This window comes from Allomuricauda sp. CAU 1633 (genome assembly GCF_017313225.1).
Lineage (GTDB): Bacteria > Bacteroidota > Bacteroidia > Flavobacteriales > Flavobacteriaceae > Flagellimonas.
Window position 1 is genome coordinate 836,402 of sequence record NZ_JAFLNE010000002.1, and the last position, 20,438, is coordinate 856,839.

The window sequence follows — 20,438 nt, forward strand, 5'->3', positions numbered from 1 at the left end:
CATATTTTCCACCACAATTCATCCCTAAAAAACAACAGTTCGCGAAACTACTTTTTCCAAAGCACTATCGTATTCCGAATTTTGAAGTGTAATCAAAAAACTAAATCCAATCAGTTATGGAAAACTTAGATGAAATCAGGTATATTAAAGCAAAAGAGCAGGTTGAAAAGATTAAATCCTTTTATTCGAGTCTATTGGCCTATTGCATTGTAATTCCAATTTTAGCCTATGTAAACTATAGGACCACCAATTTTCCTTGGGCGATATTTCCGGCCATGGGTTGGGGAATTGGACTTGTATTTCTTTGGATGTGTGCCAAGGGTTACAATCCCATTTTGGGAAAAGATTGGGAAGACCGTAAGATTCAGGAACTTATGAAGGACAAAAATTTTTAACAATGCCTATATTTAGGAATGCTATAGAAAACAAGACACATGGAAAATTTAGATAAAGAAAGCAAGTACATGAGGGCAAAAGAGCGGGTTGATGAACTTAAAAAGTTCTATGCCAACCTGTGGTCCTACATATTGGTCATTTCGGTGCTGGCCTTGATCAACTACCTTACCAATAAATTTAGCTATATGTGGTTTTTATGGGCTGCATTTGGCTGGGGAATCGGAGTCTTTTTTCATGCCGTGGGTACGTTTAACCTGAATCCATTCTTTGGAAAAGGCTGGGAGGAGAGAAAGATAAGAGAGTTTATGATAGAAGATGAAAAAACAAAAAAATGGAAATGATCATGGAAAATTTGGAAAAAGACAAATATAAGAGGGCCAAAAAGCGGGTGGAAGAAATGAAGGGGTTTTACATTCACCTCTCCGTCTATCTTGTGATCAATGTGTTTATTCTGGTCAACATTTATCTGCATTCTGATTATTTTTGGCAGTGGCCCCATTTTATCACTCCATTTGCTTGGGGCATTGGTTTGGCCATGCATGGGGCAAAGGTGTTTGGATACAATCTGATATTTGGAAAAGACTGGGAGGAAAGGCAAATCCAAAAGTATATTGATAAAGATAAAAAAGACGCAGATAAGTACGTGTAGCCTATCAATATGGAAGACGTGGAAAACAAATACACTAAGGCGACCAAGCGGGTCAAGGAGCTTAAAGATTTTTATAGACACCTAAAAATCTTTTTCATCATAAATGCCATTCTGTATCTTTTTAAAGCTGGGGTGTTGCAGCAGTTCCTTCCAGAAGATATCTATTTAAAACCCTACTATTTTAATTGGGTAGACGCCCATTTGGTCATTTGGATTTTAATACTGGCGATTCATGCAGGATTTTTGTTCCGACATAAATTACCTTTCTTGCAAAAATGGGAGGAACGGCAAATCCAGAAGTACATGGAAAAGGAAGAGCATGAAAAAAGGAGGTATAAATAATACTATTTCAAGAAACAAATAATAACCAAAGGAAATGAACGTAATCATCATTGAAGATGAAAAACCGGCTGCAAGACGTTTGAGTCGGTTGTTGGCGGAACTGGATGTAGAGGTGTCCACCATGTTGCACTCCGTGGATGAATCCATTGAGTGGTTCCAGAACAACCCCCAACCGGACCTTATCTTTTTGGACATTCAATTATCCGATGGTCTGTCGTTTGAAATTTTTGATGTGGTCGACGTTACAAGCGCCATCATTTTCACCACTGCTTTTGACGAATATGCCCTCCAAGCATTCAAGCTTAATAGCATTGATTATTTGTTGAAACCCATCGATGATGAAGACCTCGAAAAGGCCGTGAAAAAGTACCAGAATTTTAAACCCGAAAACCAAAAAATTTCGGTGGATTTCAATGACATTAAAAAGCTCTTGGTAGACCCTTTGGAGCGAGAATACAAAAAACGATTTACGGTAAAAGTGGGGCAGCATTTAAAAATTGTAAATGCTGATGATGTGGAATGTTTCTATTCAGAGAATAAGGGAACCTATGCTGCAACTTCCGATGGAAGAAATTATCTGCTCGATACCACCTTGGAACAGTTGGAGGAGGAGTTGTCCCCAAAAGTTTTTTTTAGGGTGAGCAGAAAGTTTTATGTCAACGTTAGCCACATAAAAGATATCATTTCTTACACCAATTCAAGGCTTCAAATCAAAACAAATCGCTTTAATGAGCAAGAAATCATCGTGAGTAGGGAGCGGGTAAAGGACTTTAAGCTTTGGTTAGAATAATTATGAATAATAAACTGAAAACCAATTATATAAAATATAAAAAAACTCACTATAAATTTCTCTTATAGTAGGTTTTTGGGCTGAAAAAGGCTAATCTTTCTCAACTCGGTTGTCATCAAAAGCGGATGGAAGCAATTTAGGAATCAGTTTAATGAAAATGGGCAGCAAAACAGCTCCGCCTGGTAACATGAAAATGGCCAAAGAGGGAATGCTTTTAAAAATATCCAACAGTTGGTTTTGAACTTTTTTCTTCTCTTTTGCACTTAAATCCTTTACGGTCGACTTAGATAAAAGTGCCAAAAGTTCCCTACTTTCCATAAGCTCTTTTTTGAGTCTTTTGCTGTTTCTGAGAATAAGTTTGCTCACATTTTTGGACATACCATCATAGAATTGAACGGCTAAATTTTTATCATTCAGGTAGGCGATTTTATCCTTGTTGTCATCAAAAAATTTCTTCACAAAATTTAGCTCAGATTCCACCTCGTTTTCGGACTTTCCCAAGTCTTTTCCAAGACCAAAAATATAGTCAGATTCTGTGTAGTCCAAAGACTTGTCTTCCCAGATGGTCAAGCAGGCCATATCCAGAAAATAATCCTTTTCAATTTTGGTGAAATTCTTACTGAACAGATCACGGTATGTGCCATCAAATTTTGCTTCATCCAAATCCACATAGGTTAGGGAAGAGGCCAAAAGTTGTATCAATTTGGCATCCTTTTCATGGGTCTCTTTTGAATTTAGGGCATGATATGCAATGTTTATGGTCACATACTCCAAGAGTTGACCGTGTTCCATCATGGAAATTTTTCCTTGCAAATAGACCCTAAATATCAGTATGTCCACATAGAGTAGGGAATTGGTAAGACTGTTTCCAAAGGCACGATTAAATGCATTTCCACCCAAATAAATACGGGAATCAATCAGTTTTTCCAACTGCGATTCTGTTTTGGAACCGCTCAAAATTTTGTTCAGAAATGAAATTCGACCCACTTCCAATGCTTGGTAGTACTCAAAAATGGTGTTTACAAAATCAGTGAAATTGTGATTTTCCTTTTCAAATTGAAAGGTAAAGTAAAGCGCAGTGAGCAAATTTATTTTGGCAATCTCATCTTCACTAAGGGTATGTTCCACTTCAATAAAGGAAGGAATATCTAAATGTACCCCATAGACAAACCCATTCCTTTTAAGTTCTTGATACAAGCTCTCAAAATCTGGAAAAATTCCGGTCTTCTTATCAACAAGGTGACCAAACTTGTTAATCCATCCAGAAGCAGAAGGGTTCATAGCATTTTATTTGCAGGTCAAAGTAACACAAATTACGCGACTTTTTATGAACCATGCGCAATTACAGCATTATCATTTCATTAAGATTTTTTTAACAATTAAAAACCAAACCGCTCTTTCAAAGGTTCCGTAGGTAGGGGTGTAGGAAACATATAAAAACAGATAACAATGAAAAAAACAACAAAAATTGCAATGGGATTGGGCGTATTGGCTCTTTTGGCCATTGCATTGGTATCAGCAGATCACATTGATGCACCATCAGCAGCAGGTTCCACGGCGGACATAGCCGATTTCTATGCCTTTGAGCCCAGTGAGGGCTCGGACAATACGGTATTTGTGGTGGACGTACAATCTGATGTGCTGCCCGATTTGGCCTATGGTTCCTTTGACGAGGATGTATTGACAGAGATCAATATTGATTTGGACGGAGATTTAGTAGAAGACCAAGTAATTCAGGCTATCGCAAGAGATGGTAGAATGTACTTTTTTGGACCGACCAGTCCTGATCAGACAGGATTGAACAGTCAAGTGCTTGTAGATTATCCATTGGGAGATGTACAAATTTCCGGTTCAACCCCAACGGTGGAGACCACATCGGATGGGGTGTCTCTGTTTGCAGGCCCTAGACAGGATCCTTTCTTTTTCGATTTCTTCCAGTTCAATGCCGTAATCTCTCCTGAAACGGATTCAGCCCCACGTGGATTTCTCCCACCCGAAGAAGCAGCCGACACTTTTGATGGCGCAAACACCTTGTCCATCATTGTAGAAATTCCCAACAGTATGTTGGGAGCGCCAACGGCTACAAACGCCTTGGGACTTTCAGTATACAAAACTTGGGTAACCACAAACAGAAAGCAATAAACTTCTAAAAAAGAAAAGAACATGAAACTACAACATATAACATACGTAATGGCCTTGATGCTAACAATAGGTTTGGCAACGGGATGCAGCAATGATGACGAATCTCCGGACTATTCTGGTATGGACGACGACATGATGGTGGATGATGACATGATGATGGATGACGATGACATGATGGGAACCGATTTTACAGGAACCTATGCCCAGGTTGATCATTTGGGTCGTCCCGGAATCAATACTACGCTTAGCTTTGATATGGAGGGTGAACCTAGCGTAAAGGATGCGCACAACACCACTATTCCATCTGAAATGGGAACTACTTTCCAAGCAGGTTTTCAGGCACGATTAGAACAGTATCATGATGTTTATGCGCTTAAATTGGGCCTTGATCCAGCGGATGTAGACTATGAGAACAACATTTTAGGATTGGATGCAGCCACACTTACAACAGTATTGGCAGCAGATGTCTTGGAGGTTGCCCCAGATTTACCTACTACATATTTTGACCCCGGTACGGATTTCGACAATGACGGCAGAATCTTGGTGCCAGATGGTGACGAAGTGGCCCTTACCGGCAGACATCCCAATGATGATATTATTGATGTTTCTCTGATCTTGTTTTTTGGTGGAGCCGAAGGTGATCGCTTTAGCGGTCAAGATTTGGATGACGATGGAATGGCAGATTTGCCGAGACTTACCTCAGATGGGGTTGGGCTTACAGCAAATATATCTACAACTTTCCCGTATTTGGGAGATCCTGAGTAATTGCTATGAAAAGGAGTGGGGAGAGGCTTGTCCTCTCCCTTTTTTAAACAACAACACAATTCAATTATGGACACTAAAAAAATAAAATATATACCACTCTTTTTAATGACAATGGTATTGTTTTCCTGTAAACAAGAAACAGGCTTTACAACCCAAAGGGATGATTATGATCGTTATTTGGCAGCGAAACCCGTAAAGACCACCTCAAAGTATTTTCAGCTTTGGGACAACAAGATAAAGTCGGACAGTTTACAGTTGTTGAGCTTGGGCAATGTGGCAGGCGAATACAACAGGTTTTTTCAAGGTACAGGCGATATCAAATATTTAAAAATGGCAGAGCAATCGCTACAAAAGGCGGTGGATATCGCAGCCGTCGGAAAAGCGGGGTATTACAGAGCATTGGCTCGTAACTATATTTCCCAACATCGATTTAAGGAAGCTTTACAACTGACCCAAAAAGCCAGAGAAATGGGGAGTGGCGTCAATGATACCCAAGGACTTTTATTTGATGTGCACATGGAATTGGGGAACTATGACGAGGCCCATGCTTATTTGGACAGTATCAGCAATATGTCAGATTTTGGATATTTGATTCGATTGGCTAAGTGGAATGACCACAAGGGTGATTTGGATACTGCCATCCGTTTTATGGAAAAAGCGGTGGTCAAGGCTGAATCTTCCAAAAATAGAAGTATGCTCTTATGGTCCTATACCAATTTGGCTGATTTTTATGGTCATGCTGGACGGATAGAGGAGTCATACCAGATGTATTTGCGTGCCTTGCGATTGGACCCACAAAATGCCTATGCCAAAAAAGGGATTGCTTGGATTGTCTATTCCCATGAACGCAATGGAGAGGAAGCCTTACGGATTTTGGATTCCATTTTGCTGAAGCACCAATCCCCCGAATACTATTTATTGAAGGCTGAAATCGCAGAATTTATGGGCAATGAAGTACTCAAACTGGAAGCTTTGGACAACTATTATAAGAAGGTTCAGAATGCGGACTATGGAGATATGTACAATGCCTACAATGTAGATTTTTATATCGACATGAATGTGGAGGAAAAAGCGATGAAATTGGCACAAAAGGAAGTGGAAAATCGACCCACACCGGAATCTTATAGTCTATTGGCTTACAGTTACTTCACAAAAGGAGAAAAAGAAAAAGCACTCGAGATTGTGGAAACACATATTGCCGGAAAAACTTTTGAACCAGGGATACTTTCCAAGGCTGCCGAAATCTATAAAGCCAATGGCGATCATGGCAAAGTAAAGGAGTTGAAGCAGGAATTGGTAGGGGCTATCTATGAACTAGGGCCGGTGATGGAATCTCAAATTCTAAGCCTCTAACACCAAACCCCCTTGATATTTAAAATAAAGCGGTGGTTCATGCTACGGCTTGGTTGTTGTTTTGGATACGCCATGGTTTTTCTGTGGCGTATTTCATTTAATCCTCAAAACTTTTTTCCTCAGTATCTTCTTCCTCGTCCTCATGTTTAAGAATTTCAATACCCTTTTGAATGACCAAATTGGTAGGGATGGTAATTCTACGCCCATCATCAGTCCGCATAAAAAGGTAAAAACCACTTATATCCTCTACCTTTCCCGTCCAGTCAAAATCCTTGTCCAAAACTCGTATCCGGTCGCCCAAACGAAGAGGATGGCTAAAGAACAAAATTACACTGGCCGTTAAGTTGGAAAGAATGGACCATTGGGCCACAAAGCCAATACCTACAATAGCCAATACGGAGGAAAGAAAAAGCGAAAAGTCCTCTAAGTTTACCCCCCAAATCAAGGAAATCCCCACAAAAGCCAGCAAATAGAACAAAAGATTACTCAGATAAAAAATAATCTTTCTGCTGTTCATGTCTATGGAACTGGTCCTTCCATATCTTCGAATGGCCCTTTTGGTCAGCGAATTCAAAGTGATGATCACCACCAATAAAATTACGGTAACCAAAATTTCGGTTTTAAAGGACATTGGGTCTAACATGGACATTACTTAGTAAATTTGAGTTAACTTATACTCTAAACTACAAATAACGGATTTACTTTTACTACAATGGTAACGGATTTTGAAAATAATACATGGGTCATCAATTACTCTATTGATAATTATTACAATAAGAAGTTTTCTTTGGCCGATGACTGTACACTTTCCAAAAAAGATAAGACCGTAACATGGATCAACACCTATGGCCTTGACTATATGGATGAGTTCAGGTCTATGGTTCTTAGCAATGAGCTGGATGATTTTTTGCTGCGGCTGTTCGCGAATCAAAATTTGGGCAATAAGGTCATAGAGTTGGAAGAGCAACTCTTTATTGCCGTACGGATTTTAAAAACCGAGAACCATAATTTGGAATCCGAGCAGATGTTCTTTGTGGTGGGCAAGGATTTTATTTGGTGCATACAGGAGAAGTGGGGCGATCATTTTGACTGGATTCGCAACCGAATCTTTGAAAACAAGGGCATCATCCGAAAAAAGCGGGCCGATTATTTACTCTACTTCATTTTAGAAACCATAATTTCCAATTACAAGGAGAAATACGAAGAAATTGTGTTAATGGAAAATATGTTGGACAGAGCCACCAAATTGGAACCCACCCCAGAGTTTATGTTTGAAGTGGAACAGAACAAGGCCACAATCCACCAATTTAAAAAAGCATCGCATGGACTCCGTGACATTGCAGTGCGTTTGGAGCGAGTGGAGGTAAAAGGGTTTCACACTAAATATTTTAGTGAAATCAGGGAGCAAGTGAATGGGCTGACCAATGATATTGATTCGGACATTCAAGAATTGGAAAGCCAGATAAACCTCTTTTTCAGTATTCAGGGGCATCGATTGAACGAGGTGATGAAGACCCTCACCATCTTCTCCGTAATCTTCATTCCCCTTACTTTTATGGCGGGGATTTATGGGATGAATTTTGAAAATATTCCTGAACTCAATTGGCATTACGGCTATTTTATTCTTTTGGGATTAATGTTGGTGGTTACTCTTATTTCCATTATTATTTTTAGACGTAAAAAATGGTTTTGACTAGTAAAGGGGTAAACGAAAGCCATATACTTGAAGATCTTCTTGTTTAAAATTCAAATCAGTTGACGGTACAAACCCCAGTTTTTCATACATTTTCCAGGCAACTTTCATATAGGCCGTGCTGTGAATGATTACTTGCGCATGACCTTTTTTTCTGGCCTTTTCAATACAAGCAACACTCAGGGCCCTTCCTATTCCCAACCCTCTTGCAGATGAGTTAACAGCCAACAATCTAAACCCTGAAGCATTTTTTTCTTGGGTAACCGTTCCTCCTGCGCCATACTGTTTTAAATCTCCAAAATAAAGCACAGCTCCAAGAATTTTGTTGTCGTGGGATATAGCCATTAAAAGCTCTACCTCTGGTTTTTGGGTGAAATCGCCTATGTTGGCCAAGGTTTGGTAATATTGCGGTTGTTCATCCGCTTTGGGAAACCCTTCCAGTCCCGAATACACATCTACCATAAGTTTGCCAATTTCCTTAAAATCTTGCGGTCTTGCATTGCGAATGGTATAGGCTTTCTGCCCAAAACGCTTCTGATAGCGCTCCTTAAAACCCAGAGCATCAAAATTCTGCTCCAATTGATTCAAATTTTCCAAGAATGCATCGCTCACAAACTCTTGTAAAACCTCTTGAATCCGACTCCATTCTTTCTCAAAAGCAGGCAGTGCTTTCTTTCCTTTTTTAGAGAGTTGAATAAAGGTCTTCCGCCCATCACTGGGGTCTTTATGGCTCTCAAGATAACCTTGGGCTTTCATTTTTTTGGTAATCTTGATCATGGCCGGATGGGAAAAACCCAAGGCACTTGCAATTTCCGTTACAGTAAGCTTTTCTTTTTCCTTCAACAACAAAAAAATAACATGCCAATTGGGCTCAATACCTAAATCTAAATTCGAATAATGCTCCAAGGTACTTGCAACAATCTTTTCGTTGAGTCTTTTGATTCGTGCGGTAAAACCTAAATGTTTAATCTGTTGTAAAAAGTCAGTCTCCATATAAATACGTAACTAGTTACGCAAATTTACAAAAAATACGTAATCAGTTACATAAAATTATATTCAAAAAGATGGATTATGCGCCAACAGCACCCAAGGTGTACAATTGCTCTAGGGTAGGGGTCTCACTTCCGCCTTCGGGCTCTAGGGTGATACCAAACGCCTCGGAAGCATTTGAATTTTCAAGCGTGAATAATTTTGTGTCGTTAGATGTCAAATCATCCAATAAACCGATACTGGTCGGAGTCAAAGGGTCTAACTTTAAAGACCAGACTTGATAGGTAAACCCAGGTGGAGGTTCGGGAAGCCCTTGAGCATCGATGATGACTTTTTGCTCTTCCCGGTTCCAATAGGCTTTGGCATAGGAATTCGGAGAAACGGTTTGGCCACCAAGAGCAACCACAGTGACATTTCTATCCCGTAGTTCTTGTAATAAAGTTTCTTTGTCGGCAACCTCTTCGCGGGTTGTAGAAATGATTTCCTCCAGACTCTCTTTTTCTTGATTGCTGATTTCTATCTCAGATTTTAAGCTCGTGTTCTGCAAATACATCCAAAGGGTGCCCGCCGCAAATAGTATGGCTGCCGCCCAACCCAAATAACTGCGCCATGGTGTCCTTTTCTCGGATGCCGTAGGCATAAATGGAATTACATCATCCAACTCCGCCCTAATTTTTGCAAAACCATCTTCGGGCATTTTGGGAGAGGCCGTTCGGGTCAGCTCCAATAGGGCAGCCTCAATCGCTTCAATTTCCTTTTTAACCTCAGGATATTGAATGGCATAATGCTGCACCTCCAAGTTTTCCTCGGGCGTTAAAGCCCCTGCAACGTAGAGTTCCAAAATTCCGGATGCTATGTACTTCTCAACTTCCATGTGCTAGGCCATATTTTTCCGAATTTCGGAAATACAGCTTCTAATTCTTGTTTTTATGGTACCAATGGGGGTTTTAAGCTCCTTGGCCGCTTCTTTTTGAGTATACCCTTTAAAATAGAGCATATCTATTAACAGGATACACTTGTCCTTAAGTCCTTTTAATAAGGACTGAAGACCAATAGTATCAATTTTTCCGTTTAAATCATCATCACTCTCATAGATACCTACGAGAGAATCAACAGGCAGGTTTTTCTTTTGATTTTTATGGGATTTTGAGCGCAGTTCATCGATCGCAGTGTTTCGCGCTATATTCAAAATCCAGGTAAAAAATCGACCTTTGGAAGTGTCGTACTGATCGGACTTGTTCCAAATCTTCACAAACACATCCTGACAAAGTTCTTGGGATCGCTCTGGGTCTTTGAGGATGACATTGATAACCCCACAAACATTTTCTGCATACATATTGTACAACGTTTCAAACGCGACCTTATCCTTCTTTTGAAATTGTTGTATGAGGTTGTCTAGATGCATAGCAATTCCGCTAAAGATATAAAAAATAGAGTTGGTTCTTCATACCCAAAATGCAAATTGAAAAACCAATAATGCAGCAATTATTGAGGATTTTTGGCCTTAATACTGGCTATGGCCATAAACGTTAGGAAGGCCAGACCCAAGTAACCTACCAATCGGTAGGAGCCAAATGTTGAAAAGAAAAAACTGAAAATAGGCGGAGCCAAAGCACTCGCCAAAACCAAAAAACTCATCACTTTGCCCGTAATGGCACCCAAATGGTCACGACCGTAGAAGCGGGGCCAAGCAATAGCATTCAACACAGCAAAAAAGCCCGCCATGGTCCCAAACCCGGCCACTAAAAAGGGCACACCAAAAGGATAGGCCAGGAACAAAAAGCCCGAAGCAGCCAAAATACCGCCGGCCAGCATCAAATAGAGATACAATTTTAGAGGAAGGCTGTCACTCAACCAATTGAATACTGTTGAAATGGTAACGGCCACCACCGAGCCGGGCAAGAAAATAGAGATGGCGTCTTCCTTTGGGAATCCTTCACTGGCAAAAATAGAAATGACATGAAAGGTCAATCCGGTGATAAAAAAGCTGTTGAACGAAAGCATAAGGGCATACATCCAAAAAGCTCGGGTAGCCATCGCTTCTTTTAAATTGAATTGCTTGTAGCCAATTTGTGTGGTTGTATCGCCCACTTCTGTACCATTTTTATGACCATCGGGAATTAGTCCATGCTCTTCAGGCTTGTTTCTGTAGAAGAGAAACACCAAAATGCTAAAAACAAACAATCCCAGAGCCAAATAACGCCATGCGTTCTGCCAGCCATTGCCATCTATCAATGCACTGACCCAAAGCGGCGAGGACGAAAAACCAAAGGATAGGGCCACACTGCTGAACATATTTACCTTCCCACGGTTTTTATCGAACCAAATCATGATCATATTTCGGGAGGCCATGGTCAAAATACCTTGACCCGTAAAACGCAGTAGAAAAAAGAGGGTGGTAATCAGCACGAAAGGGATAATCCACGTATCTTGACTAAGCAGCTGTTTGATAAATTCACTCAAATGAACGGACCAAGAACAGAGTAGGAGAGTGGCGCCCAATACCATTGAGGCAAAAAAGGCCACATAACGGGCACCATAGCGGTCAAACCAAACCCCACCACGACTTATGAACAAGGAACTCATAATGGTGCCAATCATATACGCATTACTGAATTGGTTGCGGCTTAGGCCCAAGGCATCTTTTACGGGGTCGGTAAAGACCGAAACGCCTATGGTTTGCCCTGGAATGCTGCAATACACGCCCAAGGTGCCCATGAACAAGATAATGTACCCATAAAAAAATGGGCTCTTGGCAGGATTGATGGCAAAACTGTTTTGGAATTTGGACATGGTTGGTTGTCAGCTGACAAAAGTAGTGGTTTTGTCAACAAAACCTTATGATTATCCGATGTTGATGCCTTTCAGCACCAATTCTTTCCATTGCGGATGCCGTTTTAGGTAAAGGGCTACAAAAGGGCAGAGGGGAATGAGGGTCAAATCTTGGGTTTTGATGTGTTCCAAGGTTTGTTTTATAAGTTCAGAACCAATACCCTTGCCTTCATACGAGCTGGGGACTTCGGTATGGGTTAGGTAAATTTTTTCCTTGGCCTTTATGTATTCGATTTTTGCTATGGCATCGCCCAAGTCAAACTGAAATTGTTTGGCCTCAACGTTATCAACAAGCTTATATTCTTGTTCCATTTGCTTTGGAAGTATTAGTAGTAGCTCAATGCTCCCGAGGGGCATTTGGATATCTGGTCCTTTAATTCTTGGGTGGAGGCATTTTCAACTTTGATCCAAGGTCTTTCCTTTGGATTATAGACCTGTGGCAACATTTTTACGCAAACGCCAGCATGTTGGCAAAGTTCTGATTTCCAAACTACCGTAATCTCACCGTTGGAATACGTTTTTTCACTCATAGTAGTTTTTTTGATAAAAAAAGCTGCCCATTTGGGCAGCTTTCAATTATGGGTTTATTGAATAATTCCAGTACAGGAAATCCGGGCACCAGCTGCTCCACTGGGTTGCGAAGTAAAATCGTCCACACCTTGGTGTACAATTACAGCCTTCCCTAGAATATTCTTGGTTTCATCATCACATCCGATGCACCATTCATCCGTTTCAAATTCTACAGTGGCGTTGCCATCGGCGTCTGCGGTAAAGTTTCCAATATCGCCTTTATGGTAGCCTTCCTCAGCACCCCACTGGCCATGGGGTTGGAAGGTTGGATTCCAATGGCCACCGGTTGAGGTTCCATCATCTGCGGAACAATCTGCCTTTTCGTGAAGGTGTATGGCATGTTCACCCTCGGAAAGACCGGAAAAAACAGCCTTCATGGCTACTTCTCCATTCCCCGTAAAGGTGACCTCACCACTTACGCCACTATCGCTTTTGGGTTCCATTTTGAAGGTGATGACCGTAGGCTCCACTTTTTCAGCCATTTGGTCAACGGTTTCCTCTATTTCTTCGGAAGCTTCTTCCGCTTCTTTTTTTACTTGCTTGCAGCTAAAAGCCGTTATTAAAACCAGCCCTAGTGCAAATGCTTGTAATTTTTTCATTGTAAGAATTTTTAGGTTTAAATCTAAGGTACTCAATATTTGGAGTGATGTCAATAAATTGACCAATCAATCCCATTTTTTACTATAGGTCAATACGAATTCTTGAGTTGGCCCGTTATGGAAGTATACCAATACATTAATTATAAAGCCTTAAAAATTGACGCATTTAGCTTCCAACTATATCAATTTCCTTGTGTACTGCCAAAAGAGAAAATCTTTTTGCAAAGGGTACCATCGTTTGAAGCAAAACAAACTCAAAGGGTATATCAACCAAAAGGACTACGTAAAATCTTTGCGTAAAATCTATAATGCTACCATTGAGTTGGAACTGGACTATTTTGACATCCGACACATGCGCCTTTAAGGGTTAATCCCCGTCCTCACCCTGCTTTTTAAAAAGTCCCCTTAAATCTGGATTGTAAAAGAACCCGACCTGTAAACGGTCATAGACGGCATTGGAGAACTGATTTCTCAAGTATCCAAATTGAACGCTGCTATTCTCTGTGATGTGGACACCGACAGCGCCATACAGTCGATTTTGACCAAACAGGTCATCCTGTAAATTGATGAACAACTCATCATAAAAGTTTAGGAAAAAAGTATCGGTCAACGGCAATGTCATTTGAATACGATATCGAGCCCTATGTTGAGTATCTGTGGTTTCTCCAAAATCAAGGAAACGCTGCTCCAATCGGTAGCGATGCTCAAAAAGAAACTCCCAGACCTTATTCTTTAGAATAAATTGCTCAAAAATTCGATGTTCCTTGCTGTTGGTTTCATTGGGAAACTCTTCAAACGTACCATCGGTTGAAATAAAACCATATCCCCCAGTGGCAATGGCATTGGGATTGATATGGTAATTGAGTCCTGTTCGCAACAAAAGTTGATTGAAATTACTGGTGGTTTCATAAAAACGGAACTGCGCTTCGGTATGGATACTAAAACGTTCTGCAATTTTATTGGTGCCAAAGTACATGTACCAAGCCCCCATTTTATCCTCTCCGGTATCCTGGGCATTCCCAACTGCAATAATCAATATGACCAAAAGGGTCGTTACTCTTTTTGACATTCTATTCATTAATCCAAGCTAAAAGTTTCTGTTTCTTTAAAGGGTGACAAATCCAAAGATTCCATGGATTCCCGATACGGTTTCCATTTCTCGTTAAAGAATGTATTGGTTTTGCCCAAAGCAGATTTTAATTCCTCTTCCGCAAATTCTACAAGTCTTGTTTCTGTGGCTGTAACTCCTGTTTTTCTGGAATTGACGTAAGATTCAGCCGTATTCAAACGTAGCATTACAGAGGGTTCTGGATTTCGGGTGATGCCTTGGCGTTTGTCTTCTTTTCCAAGATATAAGGCAATTACGGAATCAATTTGTTTTGTTATGGTTTTGGAAGCCTCAATTTGGTCCTTGAATTTTTCTTTGTCCAAATCATTAAGCTCCTTCTGATATTTATTGGCCAAATTCTTGCTTTCCACCAATTGTTTTACCGCGTCCGCAGCAGTCTGGGTGTGTTTTTCCAACCTTTTGCCCAAGGCGTACACCTCATTTATGGAGGCCGTGGATGTGTCCAATCTAGGGTCGGTTTTAACCGTTACCGAGGTGGAGTCCGATGCTTCGCCATAGTTGACCTTTACCTTATACGTTCCCGGTTTCACATTGATTCCTCCAGATTCGGTGTTGCTTTTTGAGATGGTCCGTGATGGTGAATCAGGTCCTTTTTCATCCAAATTCCAATAAATTCTGTGAAAACCTGCCTTTTCTGGGGTCTTGTATTTTAGGGTTCGAATCAATCTATCCCCATCGTAAAATTGGAAGAAGATGGAATCTTTGGTTTTTTCCTTGGATTTTTCTTCAGGTTTGGATGCTTCATCACCTTCATCCTTCTTCTCAGAATTTTTGTCTTTTTTGTTTCCTTCTTTCAAATAGTAGGTAATCATGGCACCAGATTCCCGGTTTTCAGCATTGTATAACGCATCGCCACCAAAACGGCTTCCAGTAGGTTGTTGGTAAGCGGCCAAATAGGCATCTGGACTTTTAAAAAGAGCTACCTCTTTTTGTAAAACAGCAGAGTTGCTGGCTAATTCCCGAAGCGGACGAATGTCGTCCAACACCCAAGCTGCCCTTCCGAAAGTTCCTATGACCAAATCCTGCTCTCTGGGATGAATGGCCAAATCCTTGGTGGAAACAGTTGGGAAGCCTTTATTCCATTTTTGCCATTGAGTTCCAGCATCCAATGAAATATATAGCCCATCGTCTGTACCTAAAAACATCAAATTTGGATTTTCAGGGTCTTCTATGATCGAAAGGGTGTAGCTTTCTACATCATTTTGATCCACAATTCTGGTCCATGTCTTTCCATAATCTGTGGTTCTGTACGCGTATGGCGTATAGTTGAACCTTCGATAATCGTTTGCAATCAAAAGAGCTTCGCCCTTATTATTTTGGGATGCTTTAATTTGAGGAATCCAACTGCCTTTGGGCAGCCCTTTAATATTATTGGTAACTTCAGTCCATGAAGCTCCGCCATTTTGGGTAAAATGAACACGACCGTCATCGGTTCCCACCCATAACATATCCTTTTCAACTAGGGAAGGTTCAATAACAATAATGGTACAATGATTTTCAGCTCCAGTGGCATCCATGGTAAGTCCGCCACTTTCACTTTGTTTCTGTTTCTCAGGATCATTGGTGGTTAAATCGGGAGAAATCACTTCCCAAGTCAGACCTTTATCGGTTGATTTATGCACAAATTGACTTCCAAAGTAGACCGTACTGTTATCAAAAGGGTCTTGTCCAATGGCTGCATTCCAGTTAAAACGAAGCATGGTTTCAGGATCGGGTGGAGTCGGACGAACCGTATAGTTGTTTCCGGTAATCCAATCGTAACGCCGTACATGACCTTGTTGACTCATGGCGTATCCATATTGACTATTGTCTTTATCTGGGACGACATCAAACCCATCCCCAAATGCAATTTCTTGCCAATAGCTATTGCGGATGCCTTGTTCTTTCCAGACATATGCAGGCCCTCTCCAAGAACCATTGTCTTGCATACCACCATACACATTATACGGAAATTCATTGTCGGTATTGATGTGATAGAATTGGGCTACAGGTAAATTTCCGATAAAGCGCCAAGTTTTGCCACCGTTTTTGGTGATATTCAATCCACCATCGTTTCCATCCAGCATAAATTGTCCATTTTCAGGATGAATCCACCAAGCGTGATGGTCTGGATGCACACCATTGCTTACACCATAAGCAGGCATCAATTCGGTGAAGTTTTTACCCCCATCCTCTGAAACATTGATATAGGTAAAAACTGAGTAAATTCTATTTTCATTCTGGGGGTCCACATAAATTTCAGAGTAGTAGAAAGGGCGGTTGCCTATATCATTTTTGTCGTTGATTTTCTCCCATTTAAACCCTCCGTCCGTTGATTTGTATAGCGCATTTTTCTTGGCTTCCACCAAAGCGTAGACAATATTGGGCTTGTTTCGGGCAATGGCGATGCCAATTCGCCCCAACTCGCCTTTGGGCAACCCATCTTCTTCCGTAATTTCTTTCCATGTAACCCCACCATCATGGGTCATGTACAATCCGCTACCTTCCCCACCAGATTTAAAAAACCAAGGATCACGTTTGTGCTCCCACATAGCTGCAATCAATTTATTGGGATTGGAGGGATCCATGACCAAATCAGCCACCCCGGTTTTATTGTTTACGAACAACACTTTTTCCCAGGTTTTACCTCCGTCGATGGTCTTAAAGACACCGCGTTCCGGATGTTCGCCCCAAGGCGAACCAATGGCTCCTACGTAAACGATATCTGGGTTGGTGGGGTCAATGATGACACGGTGAATGTGTCGGGTTTTTTCCAACCCCATGGATTTCCAAGATTTTCCACCATCCAAGGATTTATAGACACCATATCCTCCATTGAGACTGTTTCTAGGATTTCCTTCTCCGGTTCCCACCCAAATAACAGAGGGGTTGGATTGTTGAATGGCCACAGCTCCAATGGAGGCAGTTACTTCATTGTCAAAAATAGGTTCCCATTTAATGCCACCAGATGTGGATTTCCACAATCCTCCAGAAGCAGTACCCACATACATGACATCTGGATTGGTGTGCAGCACATCAATGGCAGTAACACGCCCGCTCATTCCAGCAGGACCGATGTTTCTGGGTTTTAAGTCTTGGAGCAAGTCCATCGAAAATTCTTGGGAAAATAGGGATACGGATGCCAGAAGCATCAACAGGAAAAGAGGCTTTTTCATTCTTAGAGTTAATTAGTCGCCTAAAGATACCAAAAACCCAAAGTGGATTTCTTAAAAGGATGTTAACTGAAGGCTATTCATTTTTGTAGATTACACCATCCTTCATCACAAACTTCACTAATCGCATTTGTGCAATAGTATCAATGGGATTGCCTTCCACAGCAATAATGTCGGCCAAACAGCCTTTTTGAATCCTTCCCAAATTCTCAAGATGAAAGATATCGGCATTACCCGAGGTGGCGGACTGCAAAACTTTTAGAGGCTGCATACCGTAGGCCACCATCAGTTCCATTTCCCGATAATTCTCTCCATGTGTAAAAACACCTACATCACCTCCAAAAACAATATCCACTCCAGACTTCAAGGCCAATTCAAAAGATTTCTTTTTTTGAACGATTCTATCCGTGTCCGGTTCCTTTCCCTTTAGCCAGCCTTTGTATTGCTCCGTGGCATCCCCAGCGGCTATGGTAGGGCAGAGAGCGACATTGTGCTCTTTCATCAGTTTAAAGATTTCCAAGGTGCCTCCATCACCATGTTCAATGGTTTCCACACCTCCTAAAATGGCGCGCTTCATTCCTTCTGGGGTACTGGCATGGGCCACCACATATCGGTCAGCTGTGGTCGCTGTGGCCACCATGGCATCAATTTCTTCCTGCAAAAAAGTGGCTTGGGAGGGTTCATCCTTGCCCCAGCGATAATCGGCATATATTTTAATGAGATTGGCCCCATTTCCCATTTGATTTCGAACTTCCTTAATAGCTTCAGCTTTACCGCTGACAGGGATTGCTCCAAGGGGTACGGTAACTCCTTCGTGAAATCCCTTCGGGCCGTAGGCCCCAGTGGCCACAATGGCGGGCCCTGCCACCAGCAATCGTGGGCCGGGAATGATTCCGTCATCAATGGTCTTTTTGAGATACACATCGGTATAGCCCGCTCCTTCTGAACCGAGATCCCGCATGGTGGTTACCCCGGCCATCAGCGATTTTTTGACGTGAACCGTTGCCCGAACAGCCCTTTCGGCAGCAGATTCCTTTAAAACTTGATCATTCCATTCCGTTTCATTGTAGGGATGCAATAGAATATGGGAATGTCCTTCAATAATTCCAGGCATTAGGGTTTTGCCATTTAATTCCTTTCGTTGGTAAGAGTTGGCGCGCTGTAGATCAGTTTCTGGACCGGCATAGACAATTTGATTTTCATTTACGGCCACCACCCAGCCTGAATGCATTTCTTCTCCATCAAATACGCGGTCAGGAACCAACAGATGTTGAGCCTGCAAAGGAATGGACAAGAATAGTAATAGGATACAACTCCAGTATTTGGTTTGATTCTGTTTTTTGGTAGTAGTTAGGTATGACATTGTTTGTTTTTTAGTCCATTATGGCACTTTCCAAAAGTTTTTTAAGTTGTTCTTTGCTGAATACTTGGGTTCCTTTGATGACCATATTGATGTTTTGGGTTTCTTTGATGTTTTCCATCGGATTGCCATCCAACATCACCAAATCTGAAACTTTTCCTTCGGAAATGGTCCCGTAGTCGTTGGATTTGTCCAAAAACGTGGCTCCATTATAGGCGGAGGTCCGTAAGGCATCCAATGGAGAAATTCCTTTTTCTACCATGGCCTTGAGTTCGCGGTGCAACGAAATTCCTGGATAAATGTAAGAGTTGAAAGCGCCACAATCCGAACCTGCCAATAGACCTACCCCAGCAGTGTTCAGCGATTTGGCCAGCTGACCAAAAAAGGTGTCCAGTTCCTTTCTGTTCTTCCGAGCTTCCTCAGAAGACCGCAAAGCACTTTGTATTCTCCCCTGATAGGTGGTAATGATGCCCTGTCCCATATATTTCAGATACGGGTCATTGGAATGGTCCACTTCGTCCAGATAACTGAGGGTGTTTCCAATATATAGGGTTGGAACGACAAAAACGTTATTTTGCTTTAATTTTTGGAAGGTGTTTTGAGCTGTACTGTCAGTAAATCCATTCATTAGGGAAGGCATGGCATCCCAAAAACCCATTTCCCCGCTGATCATTTTTTGGGTAACCTCTTTTTCGTTGCTGGCACAGCCTTTCATTACATAATATAAATGTTCTATGGCATCCATACCCGCATTCACAGTTTCATCGAGTGTAACCGTAAAAGGCATGTGTCCAGAAACGGTAAGTCCTCTTTTTTCGGTTTCCGCTATAGTTTTCAGGTACAGCTCCCCGGAAAATCGGCTGTCGTATAATTTCACAAAATCAACATTCAATGCTTGCAAGGAATCCAAAGCCACGGGGATGTCCGTTTCGTTTTCTACCACAAGCGACCCGGCCCAGGTGGAGTTGGGGCCATCAATTTTTGGGCCTGCGGTGAATATGGTGGGGCCGACCAAGTCCTCATCGGCAATCTGTTTTTTCCACTCCATGACCGAAGGAGTCAAATCACCTCCCGCATCCCTTACCGTTGTGATACCATTGGCAATAAAGAGTTTGAGAAAGTTTTTATTGTTGGCAATCAAAGAGTCGCCTCCCCTTAAGTGGATATGATTGTCCCAAAATCCAGGTAGGACGTATTTTCCAGTAGCGTCAATCAATGAATCAGCTTTGTATGCACTTTCTTCGCCTACATTTTCCAAGGATTTGATTTTGCCATTGGTGATAAAAATGTTTTTCGCCGTGACCTCACCAGTTTCTAAATCAATGACCTGGGCATTCATAATCGCCAAATCCACGGGTTGGGTATTCTTTTTCTGGCAAGCGGTCAAAATCAGTAAAATGACAAGGAAGGGAAATTTGTCGAGGGGGTTTCTCATGTTCGGTTTGGATATTTTAGGTTTAGCGCCCATAAAGCTACAATTTCCTGTAGTCATTCCTGCTGGATTTCCTTTCATTTATTACTGTTGAGCCTTACTGATTTCTCTTTATAAACCTGATAAATCATAAAATTTTCATAAAATCCTGTTGGGGGTATATCATCTATGGTTACAATTGTGAAATACTGGGGAAAGATTTAAAAAATGAATTTGGCACAGTGACTCACTTATATGTATTTTT

Annotated in this window: 23 protein-coding genes; 10 read left to right on the forward strand and 13 right to left on the reverse strand. The window is 41.4% G+C overall.

Translation table 11 applies throughout. The features are described 5' to 3' along the window. Positions 1–116 precede the first annotated feature (116 nt). Genes J0X14_RS08590 through J0X14_RS08610 form a run of 5 tightly spaced genes read left to right on the forward strand, consistent with a single transcriptional unit; the run spans position 117 to position 2,177 of the window. Positions 117–395 carry a 2TM domain-containing protein gene (locus tag J0X14_RS08590; RefSeq protein ID WP_207097343.1) on the forward strand — a complete coding sequence of 93 codons (279 nt, stop codon included), beginning with the start codon at positions 117–119 and terminating at the stop codon, positions 393–395. A 39-nt stretch (positions 396–434) separates the two neighbouring features. After that, positions 435–737 (forward strand): 2TM domain-containing protein, encoded by a 303-nt coding sequence (locus J0X14_RS08595; RefSeq protein WP_207097344.1) that lies wholly within the window; start codon positions 435–437, stop codon positions 735–737. After that, positions 734–1,045, forward strand: a complete 312-nt coding sequence (locus J0X14_RS08600) for a 2TM domain-containing protein (RefSeq protein WP_242527959.1) — start codon at positions 734–736, stop codon at positions 1,043–1,045. The genes J0X14_RS08595 and J0X14_RS08600 overlap by 4 nt, the downstream gene beginning before the upstream one ends. A gap of 9 nt (positions 1,046–1,054) precedes the next feature. Then, positions 1,055–1,387, forward strand: coding sequence for a 2TM domain-containing protein (locus tag J0X14_RS08605; RefSeq protein ID WP_207097345.1), 333 nt, complete (start codon positions 1,055–1,057; stop codon positions 1,385–1,387). 34 nt (positions 1,388–1,421) lie between these two features. Continuing rightward, positions 1,422–2,177, forward strand: a complete 756-nt coding sequence (locus tag J0X14_RS08610; protein WP_207097346.1) for a LytR/AlgR family response regulator transcription factor — start codon at positions 1,422–1,424, stop codon at positions 2,175–2,177. A gap of 90 nt (positions 2,178–2,267) precedes the next feature. On the opposite strand, the gene J0X14_RS08615 is transcribed toward J0X14_RS08610, so the two are convergent. Continuing rightward, positions 2,268–3,458 carry an LETM1-related biofilm-associated protein gene (locus J0X14_RS08615; RefSeq protein ID WP_207097347.1) on the reverse strand — a complete coding sequence of 397 codons (1,191 nt, stop codon included), beginning with the start codon at positions 3,456–3,458 and terminating at the stop codon, positions 2,268–2,270. Between the two features lie 168 nt (positions 3,459–3,626). Between J0X14_RS08615 and J0X14_RS08620 the strand changes: the two genes are divergently transcribed. From J0X14_RS08620 to J0X14_RS08630, 3 genes are all read left to right on the forward strand, one after another. Then, positions 3,627–4,319 (forward strand): DUF4331 family protein, encoded by a 693-nt coding sequence (locus tag J0X14_RS08620; RefSeq protein ID WP_207097348.1) that lies wholly within the window; start codon positions 3,627–3,629, stop codon positions 4,317–4,319. Between the two features lie 21 nt (positions 4,320–4,340). Continuing rightward, on the forward strand, positions 4,341–5,084 hold the full coding sequence (locus tag J0X14_RS08625) for a DUF4331 family protein (RefSeq protein WP_207097349.1): 744 nt from the start codon (positions 4,341–4,343) through the stop codon (positions 5,082–5,084). 66 nt (positions 5,085–5,150) lie between these two features. Further along, positions 5,151–6,437 (forward strand): tetratricopeptide repeat protein, encoded by a 1,287-nt coding sequence (locus J0X14_RS08630; RefSeq protein ID WP_207097350.1) that lies wholly within the window; start codon positions 5,151–5,153, stop codon positions 6,435–6,437. Between the two features lie 97 nt (positions 6,438–6,534). Here J0X14_RS08630 and J0X14_RS08635 read toward each other — a convergent pair whose 3' ends face one another. Continuing rightward, a complete protein-coding gene (locus tag J0X14_RS08635; RefSeq protein WP_242527960.1) occupies positions 6,535–7,086 on the reverse strand; it encodes a mechanosensitive ion channel family protein in 552 nt (183 codons plus the stop codon). 63 nt (positions 7,087–7,149) lie between these two features. Here J0X14_RS08635 and J0X14_RS08640 point away from each other — a divergent pair, with 63 nt between their 5' ends. Then, positions 7,150–8,130, forward strand: a complete 981-nt coding sequence (locus tag J0X14_RS08640; RefSeq protein WP_207097351.1) for a magnesium and cobalt transport protein CorA — start codon at positions 7,150–7,152, stop codon at positions 8,128–8,130. Here the strand turns inward: J0X14_RS08640 and J0X14_RS08645 are convergent, their stop codons facing one another. The 7 genes from J0X14_RS08645 to J0X14_RS08675 all read right to left on the reverse strand — a co-directional run bounded on the left by J0X14_RS08645 (position 8,131) and on the right by J0X14_RS08675 (position 13,121). Further along, the gene (locus J0X14_RS08645; protein WP_207097352.1) at positions 8,131–9,123 is read right to left on the reverse strand and encodes a bifunctional helix-turn-helix transcriptional regulator/GNAT family N-acetyltransferase; all 993 of its coding nucleotides are present in this window, start codon (positions 9,121–9,123) and stop codon (positions 8,131–8,133) included. It lies immediately after the preceding gene. Positions 9,124–9,199: 76 nt separating this feature from the next. Then, entirely contained in the window at positions 9,200–9,994 is a 795-nt protein-coding gene (locus tag J0X14_RS08650) for an anti-sigma factor domain-containing protein (RefSeq protein WP_207097353.1), read from the reverse strand. A gap of 3 nt (positions 9,995–9,997) precedes the next feature. After that, on the reverse strand, positions 9,998–10,525 hold the full coding sequence (locus J0X14_RS08655; protein WP_207097354.1) for an RNA polymerase sigma factor: 528 nt from the start codon (positions 10,523–10,525) through the stop codon (positions 9,998–10,000). 80 nt (positions 10,526–10,605) lie between these two features. After that, the gene (locus J0X14_RS08660) at positions 10,606–11,913 is read right to left on the reverse strand and encodes an MFS transporter (protein WP_207097355.1); all 1,308 of its coding nucleotides are present in this window, start codon (positions 11,911–11,913) and stop codon (positions 10,606–10,608) included. Between the two features lie 51 nt (positions 11,914–11,964). Beyond that, the gene (locus J0X14_RS08665) at positions 11,965–12,264 is read right to left on the reverse strand and encodes a GNAT family N-acetyltransferase (protein ID WP_207097356.1); all 300 of its coding nucleotides are present in this window, start codon (positions 12,262–12,264) and stop codon (positions 11,965–11,967) included. Positions 12,265–12,278: 14 nt separating this feature from the next. Then, positions 12,279–12,482, reverse strand: coding sequence for a (4Fe-4S)-binding protein (locus tag J0X14_RS08670; protein ID WP_207097357.1), 204 nt, complete (start codon positions 12,480–12,482; stop codon positions 12,279–12,281). A gap of 54 nt (positions 12,483–12,536) precedes the next feature. Further along, a complete protein-coding gene (locus J0X14_RS08675; protein WP_207097358.1) occupies positions 12,537–13,121 on the reverse strand; it encodes a superoxide dismutase family protein in 585 nt (194 codons plus the stop codon). Between the two features lie 238 nt (positions 13,122–13,359). Between J0X14_RS08675 and J0X14_RS19115 the strand changes: the two genes are divergently transcribed. After that, positions 13,360–13,485: a hypothetical protein gene (locus J0X14_RS19115; RefSeq protein WP_262897099.1), complete on the forward strand. Its 126-nt coding sequence runs from the start codon at positions 13,360–13,362 to the stop codon at positions 13,483–13,485. 3 nt (positions 13,486–13,488) lie between these two features. On the opposite strand, the gene J0X14_RS08680 is transcribed toward J0X14_RS19115, so the two are convergent. The 4 genes from J0X14_RS08680 to J0X14_RS08695 form a co-directional block, all read right to left on the reverse strand. Next, a complete protein-coding gene (locus J0X14_RS08680; RefSeq protein WP_207097359.1) occupies positions 13,489–14,190 on the reverse strand; it encodes a DUF2490 domain-containing protein in 702 nt (233 codons plus the stop codon). 8 nt (positions 14,191–14,198) lie between these two features. Then, positions 14,199–17,405 (reverse strand): VPS10 domain-containing protein, encoded by a 3,207-nt coding sequence (locus J0X14_RS08685; RefSeq protein ID WP_207097360.1) that lies wholly within the window; start codon positions 17,403–17,405, stop codon positions 14,199–14,201. A gap of 73 nt (positions 17,406–17,478) precedes the next feature. Further along, entirely contained in the window at positions 17,479–18,765 is a 1,287-nt protein-coding gene (locus J0X14_RS08690; protein WP_242527961.1) for a metal-dependent hydrolase family protein, read from the reverse strand. A 10-nt stretch (positions 18,766–18,775) separates the two neighbouring features. After that, entirely contained in the window at positions 18,776–20,197 is a 1,422-nt protein-coding gene (locus J0X14_RS08695) for an amidohydrolase family protein (protein WP_207097361.1), read from the reverse strand. Positions 20,198–20,438: the final 241 nt, after the last annotated feature.

Excerpts from the sequence above, each read along its gene's own strand:
- J0X14_RS08590 (WP_207097343.1), top strand. The coding sequence starts at position 117 with ATGGAAAACTTAGATGAAATCAGGTATATTAAAGCAAAAGAGCAGGTT.
- J0X14_RS08595 (WP_207097344.1), top strand. The coding sequence starts at position 435 with ATGGAAAATTTAGATAAAGAAAGCAAGTACATGAGGGCAAAAGAGCGG.
- J0X14_RS08600 (WP_242527959.1), top strand. The coding sequence starts at position 734 with ATGATCATGGAAAATTTGGAAAAAGACAAATATAAGAGGGCCAAAAAG.
- J0X14_RS08605 (WP_207097345.1), top strand. The coding sequence starts at position 1,055 with ATGGAAGACGTGGAAAACAAATACACTAAGGCGACCAAGCGGGTCAAG.
- J0X14_RS08610 (WP_207097346.1), top strand. The coding sequence starts at position 1,422 with ATGAACGTAATCATCATTGAAGATGAAAAACCGGCTGCAAGACGTTTG.
- J0X14_RS08615 (WP_207097347.1), bottom strand. The coding sequence starts at position 3,458 with ATGAACCCTTCTGCTTCTGGATGGATTAACAAGTTTGGTCACCTTGTT.
- J0X14_RS08620 (WP_207097348.1), top strand. The coding sequence starts at position 3,627 with ATGAAAAAAACAACAAAAATTGCAATGGGATTGGGCGTATTGGCTCTT.
- J0X14_RS08625 (WP_207097349.1), top strand. The coding sequence starts at position 4,341 with ATGAAACTACAACATATAACATACGTAATGGCCTTGATGCTAACAATA.
- J0X14_RS08630 (WP_207097350.1), top strand. The coding sequence starts at position 5,151 with ATGGACACTAAAAAAATAAAATATATACCACTCTTTTTAATGACAATG.
- J0X14_RS08635 (WP_242527960.1), bottom strand. The coding sequence starts at position 7,086 with ATGTCCATGTTAGACCCAATGTCCTTTAAAACCGAAATTTTGGTTACC.
- J0X14_RS08640 (WP_207097351.1), top strand. The coding sequence starts at position 7,150 with ATGGTAACGGATTTTGAAAATAATACATGGGTCATCAATTACTCTATT.
- J0X14_RS08645 (WP_207097352.1), bottom strand. The coding sequence starts at position 9,123 with ATGGAGACTGACTTTTTACAACAGATTAAACATTTAGGTTTTACCGCA.
- J0X14_RS08650 (WP_207097353.1), bottom strand. The coding sequence starts at position 9,994 with ATGGAAGTTGAGAAGTACATAGCATCCGGAATTTTGGAACTCTACGTT.
- J0X14_RS08655 (WP_207097354.1), bottom strand. The coding sequence starts at position 10,525 with ATGCATCTAGACAACCTCATACAACAATTTCAAAAGAAGGATAAGGTC.
- J0X14_RS08660 (WP_207097355.1), bottom strand. The coding sequence starts at position 11,913 with ATGTCCAAATTCCAAAACAGTTTTGCCATCAATCCTGCCAAGAGCCCA.
- J0X14_RS08665 (WP_207097356.1), bottom strand. The coding sequence starts at position 12,264 with ATGGAACAAGAATATAAGCTTGTTGATAACGTTGAGGCCAAACAATTT.
- J0X14_RS08670 (WP_207097357.1), bottom strand. The coding sequence starts at position 12,482 with ATGAGTGAAAAAACGTATTCCAACGGTGAGATTACGGTAGTTTGGAAA.
- J0X14_RS08675 (WP_207097358.1), bottom strand. The coding sequence starts at position 13,121 with ATGAAAAAATTACAAGCATTTGCACTAGGGCTGGTTTTAATAACGGCT.
- J0X14_RS08680 (WP_207097359.1), bottom strand. The coding sequence starts at position 14,190 with ATGTCAAAAAGAGTAACGACCCTTTTGGTCATATTGATTATTGCAGTT.
- J0X14_RS08685 (WP_207097360.1), bottom strand. The coding sequence starts at position 17,405 with ATGAAAAAGCCTCTTTTCCTGTTGATGCTTCTGGCATCCGTATCCCTA.
- J0X14_RS08690 (WP_242527961.1), bottom strand. The coding sequence starts at position 18,765 with ATGTCATACCTAACTACTACCAAAAAACAGAATCAAACCAAATACTGG.
- J0X14_RS08695 (WP_207097361.1), bottom strand. The coding sequence starts at position 20,197 with ATGAGAAACCCCCTCGACAAATTTCCCTTCCTTGTCATTTTACTGATT.